The sequence below is a fragment of the Leptolyngbya sp. FACHB-36 genome, assembly GCF_014695955.1.
Lineage (GTDB): Bacteria > Cyanobacteriota > Cyanobacteriia > Leptolyngbyales > Leptolyngbyaceae > FACHB-36.
In genome coordinates this window covers 1-5020 of record NZ_JACJPG010000332.1, presented here as the reverse complement: position 1 = coordinate 5020, position 5020 = coordinate 1, and the positions used below count along the sequence as shown (strand labels likewise).

General features: G+C 49.9%; 2 protein-coding genes. One reads left to right on the top strand and one right to left on the bottom strand.

Annotation, left to right across the window (positions count from 1 at the left end; all coding sequences use genetic code 11):
* A partial coding sequence (locus H6F43_RS09360; protein WP_190342520.1) for a PAS domain S-box protein occupies positions 1–2531 on the bottom strand: 2531 nt, incomplete at its 3' end.
* Positions 2532–4088: 1557 nt separating this feature from the next.
* Here H6F43_RS09360 and H6F43_RS09355 point away from each other — a divergent pair.
* Positions 4089–5020 (top strand): serine/threonine-protein kinase (locus tag H6F43_RS09355; protein ID WP_190342519.1); only part of this gene is annotated, 932 nt, incomplete at its 3' end.

Genomic DNA, 5020 nt, shown 5'->3' with positions numbered 1-5020 from the left:
TCCTCAAGCGATTGTTCATCTGTGAGCCGACCAAACATCCGTTCAGCTGCTTGATTAAACAGAACAAACTTGCCCTGTCGATTTGCCATAACCAAGCCGTCACCTATGTTTGTGAGGATGAGCTGCATGAGCTGAGATTGCTCTTGTAAGGCAGCTTCGGCTTGTTTGCGTTCGGTCAGATCGATGGCAAAGAAAACGCCACTGCTGGCATCTTCGTGAAGCAATGCAGCACCAATGAGGATAGGAATTCGTCTGCCGTCTTTGTGAAGGTAGACTTTTTCATAGGGTGTACTAACACCCCTGACGGCGATTTCGCTGAGCGCTATTTCATCCAACGATCGATATTCCGGCGGAGTCAAGGCTTGCCAGCTAATTTGTCCTGTTTCTAGCTCCTGCCGCGTGTAGCCAATCAGGTTGAGTAGGGAATTATTGGCTTCAATAATTCCACCTACTTTGGTATAAATCGCCATTGGCACCATTTCGCACTCAAAAATGCGGCGGAAGCGGGTTTCGCTCTGGCGCAGTGCTTCTTCTACCTGTTTACGATCGCTAATGTTGCGAGAGGAGCCAACAACAAATTCGACTGTGCCATCGGCCGCAAAAACAGGGCTGATACTATATTCAAAGTAGCCGCCGATTCCGGCTGAATTAGTATAGGGTGTTTCGGCTTTAACCGTCTTTCTAGTTTCAAATACCTGAAATACACTGTCCATGAATGCTCGATCGCTCGCTTCAGGGTAGCTCAGTTCAGCCAACGTTTTGCCGCTTGCTTCTGCTGCCGTCACACCCCATAAATCGAGCAACCCTTGATTGGCGTAAAGCACTCGCCCGTCGAGATCGAAGCTGAATACGAAATCGGTAATCGTCGAAAGCGTGACATTAAACTTTTGCACTTGCTGTTCAAGTTCGGCGCGACTTTGGCGCAAGGCGGCTTCAGCACGGGCGCGTTCAAGTTTTGCCCAGATGCGGCTTGCCAATTCCTGCATCAGCTCGATCTCGTCTTCGCGCCAATCATAGGACACGGCATGAAACACCGCCAGAGAAAATCGCCATTTACCGTTTCTAATTAACGGAATGTTGACTTCTGCACAAATGTTGAGCGCAGTATAGCGAGACAAATCGGTGATGCGCGGGTCGGTGGCATAATTGCGGATTACGATCGGCTCTCCAGCTTTTATCGCTTGCAGAAATTCCTCCGTCACCATCTCTAAGAGCGTATAAACCCCAATTAAGCTGGGTTGATCGCCCTGATGCCAATCGTAGTTGACGATTGCTTCATTCCATTGCTGGTTGATTTCGACGAAAGCGCAGGCTGAAATTTGCAAATAGCGGTTCAATTCTCTGCCCACAGTCTGCACAATTTCATCAACGTCCACCGTCTCAACTAAGGCTTGACTGATAGTGGCAAGAAATTCTCGGTTTAGCTCAGTGCGTTTGCGATCGGTGATGTTGGTAAATAGAATAGCGAACTGGTGGCTTTGTGGCTCCCCAATGCGAAAGACGTTGAGGTCAAACCATCGGTTCATCGCGATCGACTGCTGCTCAAATCGAATGGGTTCGCCTGTCCGTACGACGTTTGCAAAAGTTTTAAGGAAATCGGCTTCTAGATCGGGAACGAGTTCTCGCGCTGTTTTGCCTGTTACGTTTTCCAGCCCGGTCAGCCGCTCAAATGCCGCATTCGCTTTCAGGATTCGATGATCATCAGGTTCGCCGTTCTCGTCAAACAGCAGTTGGCAGACACAAAAGCCTTCATCGATCGACTCAAACAACGTGCGGTATTCTGCCTCAGATTGGCGCAGTACCACTTCAGCACGGGCACGCTCAACGGCTGCCCACGTTTGCTCTGCCGTTTCCTCGACTCGTTGCACCTCCTGTGCCGTCCACTGTCGAGGAGTTGCCTGATGCACAGTCAGCAACGCGACCAATTGATGATTCTTGATCAGCGGCACATTAATGTGCGCGGCAATCTCGAGCGATCGATATCTTGCCTTCTGGCTGGCATATTCAGAGCAGTTCGCCACATCAGACACGATCGTCGGTTTTGCTTGATGGTCGTCCGTCAGGTCGTGTCCCAAGTCCTCTAGAGGGTACAGACCCTTCAGTTCAGCAACGCCGTTCGTGTAGTTTTTATGGACGACACCCTCCTGACCACCTAGTAACACTTCGGTATAAATGACGCGGCTTGCCCCTAGAGAATCACCCAGAATGCGAGCAGCAGTGGACTGAATCTCGTTGGCATCGGTAAGTAGGCGCAGCGCATTGGAGAGCTTGACTCGAAACGCATCGATTTGGGTGCGTTCCTGCGGTACATCGGAGTCTAGCGATTTCAACTTCTGGGCTTGGTCGAGTTCGGTCACCAAAATCTGCACAGCCGTTTTTAGGCTGTCTGACCAGGTTTCAACCGCTCCTAGTGAGGTTTGCGACCAATCGAGCGATCGCAAAGCGTCTCCGAAGGAGTTTCGCAGCAACGCCCCCACCTCGTCCCTGCCCGCAAACACGCTCTCAGAGGTTATCTCGCTGCCTTCGCCCATGACCCGCTCTATCCCTCCTAATTTGTTTCAATACCAGAGGTGAGGTCTGAATAGATTTGCTCTCTCAACGATTAATTGTTTCATAAGAAACATCTAGCGCTTTTGAAGGCTGCAATTGGGTCAGTTGGGTTGGTTGCCGGAGTTCACAGAAATGGCTAACCTCTGGTTGCAGCAGGACAACAGCTTATTTGGAAGCTGAACTTTTAGAGAACTTCACACCGCTTAAGCATATGACATCTATTTACTTACTATCCAGCAAAAAGTTAAGTAAGTTGACCCTTCTTAAGGAGGAGTTCAAACGCTTAATCAAACGCGCCGTACCGACACAAGATTTAAATTGATCGCTTGGACTAAGTAGACCCGCTTTTAGAAACTCAACCCAGAATCATCCATGCAGAGAATTAGAGCCGTCGGGAAATAACGATCGATGGGGCACTGCGAGTTAAGGTAACGCTTCACGGTGTCTTCTAACACCAATTCTCTAAATCCCAGCCATAGATCAAACCGCTAAAACGCAGGCAGACTCAAGCTTCTGCAATTCCGTAGCTTGCTTCTCGCGCAGCGAGTATTCCGAACTCCGAACTCCGAATTGATATAACCCCTGAAGCTGCTGTATCCGCTTATGACTCCCAGAAGATTCATCAATAGCATCAGCCAGAGCAAATAGTGCACTGTTCGGTCCCGCCGCCAGTCCGGCGATCGAGGTGAAAGGTCGGCGGCTTTACCCCGGGAGATGCGGATTCATGGTTGCGACGTTGAACTGACCGAGCAACTCGAAGGTGGCTGAAAAGCGTTGAAATAGCGGGTGCAAAAGAGCGTTGCCTTGCACAGTAAGTGGCGCTGAATAAGGGCACGCCTCACTGCAAGGCATGATTGCTGGTTTCGCGATCGAACTTGATGCGTGTCAGGTTCGTAGGCTAGCTTAAGATTTTGACACACATCAAAGTATCGTAGACAATCTATATCGTTCCACATCAGCCTTATCGTTCTGAGATCGTTATCCACAGCACAGTGACCAACAGTGAAGCGTCCCACCTGCTGCCAAAGGTTGAGCCCGGAACCAGCGGTTGTGTGCTAAGTCTGATCGAACAGAGCGATTGCGGCATTAAGCAACGCTATTACCCGATGCTCGGCGTTAAAGCGATCGAGAGTGCGAAACGATTTTGTCAAGCGTATGATGAAGTGCAGCCATGTTTACGATCGAGAGGAGGACTGGCAGAGATGGTGCCTCTATGCAAGCAGCGGAAACATTATTATTGAACGGGTGAATGAATTGCAGAAGCTATTTCAAGCCGTCTAAGAAAAGATAGGGAGGAAGAGTGCACTGTGAAAAGTGATGAAAAAAGCTGTGATTTGAGTAACCAGATTTGACCGCTTCATATAAAGAACTCTTTATTCTCTAAATAGGCGTTTCCGATTGACTTATCTTCTTTTCTAGCAAAGAGTTACTTTTTTGGGACTCAGAGTGCTAATGTTAGGCGTCATTGCTATTTCCTGTACACTATTAACCCACCTTTCCGCACCTCGCTGTTAAGCTAAATCCCTTCTGCTCACCGTATGACATCTCTTGTCGGCTACCGCTTACATAATGGCAGATACACCGTTGGACAGGAACTGGGACGCGGTGGTTTTGGGGTCACGTATAAAGCGGTCTTACATTCGCTGGGACAAACCGTCGTCATCAAGACCCTCGAGAGATCCCTGCGGCAAGACCCAAGCTTTATTCCATCTCAACAACACTTTCAAGCTGAAGCAAAGCGGCTAGCGTTGTGTACCCATCCAAATATCGTTCGAGTGATGGACTTCTTCACCGAAGATGACTTGCCCTTTATCGTGATGGAGTACGTACCGGGACAAACGCTAGATAGCATTGTGCTCCCCAACACGCCGCTACCCGAAGGTATTGCAATTCACTACGCTCGGCAGGTTGCAGCGGCACTTAAGATCGTGCATCAAAATGGCTTGCTGCATCGCGATGTCAAGCCGCAGAACCTCATCCTACGGCAAGGTACCGATCAAGTAGTACTGATTGACTTTGGAATTGCTCGTGAGTTTTCTCCTGGTTCCGTTCAAACACACACGAGTCTGGTTTCACCCGGTTACGCACCGATCGAACAGTATCTGCCACAGGAACAACGAACTCTGGCAACGGATGTGTATGGTCTCGCTGCTACCCTCTACACACTACTCACTGCTCAAGTTCCAGTTGCCTCGATTTTGCGAGATCGCCAACCCCTTCCTGATCCTCGCGACCTTCGTCCGGATCTGAGTGCGGCTGTGAATCAAGCTGTGGTTCGAGGCATGGCGGTAGACCCTTTTAATCGCCCCAGTAGCATCGATGAATGGCTGAACCTGCTTCCTAATCCTGTCCACCGAGGTTCGCCATCCCCTGCCGGGTCAACCAGCCAAGTCGCAACGATGCGGGTTAGCCCAGGAGCTCCACGATCGACGAGAACTCCACGATCTTCTAGAACAGCTCCGCCAGCCGC